The sequence below is a fragment of the Candidatus Nebulibacter yamunensis genome (assembly GCF_024208055.1).
Classification (GTDB): domain Bacteria; phylum Pseudomonadota; class Gammaproteobacteria; order Francisellales; family Francisellaceae; genus Caedibacter; species Caedibacter lacustris.
The window spans coordinates 1-1093 of sequence record NZ_JAMBMW010000056.1; the positions used below are offsets into that span (position 1 = coordinate 1).

Below are 1093 nucleotides of genomic sequence, written 5' to 3' on the forward strand. Positions count from 1 at the left end.
CTTTTTCTTAGGTTGCTTCCGTCGAATCCGCGCTAAATTCGCTTCTTCCACGCTTCCACGATCTGCCTGATCGTTTCCTCCAGCGAGATGGTGATGCCCCACGCGGGATAATGGGACTGCATTTTGCGGAGATCGCTATAGTAGCAGATGTGGTCGCCGATGCGGTTTTCGTCGAGGTAGGAAAACTTTTGTGGCCGGCCGGAAAAGCGTTCGGCGATTTGGAAGGCTTCGAGGATCGAACAGGAGTTGGCTTTGCCTCCTCCCAAGTTATAGACTTCGGCGACACGAGGGGCCATTGTGAATTCCCACATAAAGCGCGCCACATCTTCGGAGTGGATGTTGTCCCGGACCTGTTTGCCTTTGTAGCCGAAGACTTTGTATTCGCGGCCCTCGAGGTTGCATTTTACGAGGTAGCTGAGGAATCCGTGAAGTTCGACGCCGGAGTGGTTTGGGCCGGTGAGGCAGCCTCCACGCAGGCAGCAGGTGGGCATGTCGAAGTAACGCCCGTATTCCTGAACCATCACGTCGGCTGCCACTTTGGAGGCACCGAAAAGGGAATGTTTGCTCTGGTCGATGGAGAAATTCTCGGAGATCCCTTCGGCATAGGCGGGGTCGGTGTAGTCCCAGCGGGTTTCAAGTTCGGCCAGGGGTAGGGTGTTGGGCCGGTCGCCATATACCTTGTTGGTGGACATGTGGATGAAGGGCGATTCCGGACACGCGCGGCGGGCGGCCTCCAGAAAGTTGAGGGTGCCGACGGCGTTGGTGTCGAAGTCGTCAAAGGGGATGGCGGCGGCGCGGTCATGGGACGGCTGTGCCGCAGTGTGGATGATCACGTTGGGCCGGATGGTGGCGACGAGGTCGATGACCCTCTGTCGGTCACGGATATCGAGTTCGTGATGGGTGTAGGATGGGATGGCTTGGGCGAGCCGATCCTGGTTCCAGCGGGTGTCTCCTTGCGGTCCAAAAAAGACGGCGCGCTGGTTGTTGTCCACACCATGGATGGCGCAACCGTTTTTTGCAAAGAAGAGGCTCACTTCGGAGCCGATGAGGCCGGACGAACCGGTGATGAGGACGGTTTTCATGGTGTAATAAG

Annotated in this window: 1 protein-coding gene; it reads right to left on the reverse strand. The window is 57.5% G+C overall.

What is annotated here, in order from left to right:
* Nucleotides 1-32 precede the first annotated feature (32 nt).
* The coding region (locus M1V25_RS10255) for an NAD-dependent epimerase/dehydratase family protein (protein ID WP_498843222.1) at nucleotides 33-1093 on the reverse strand (1061 nt) is incomplete at its 5' end.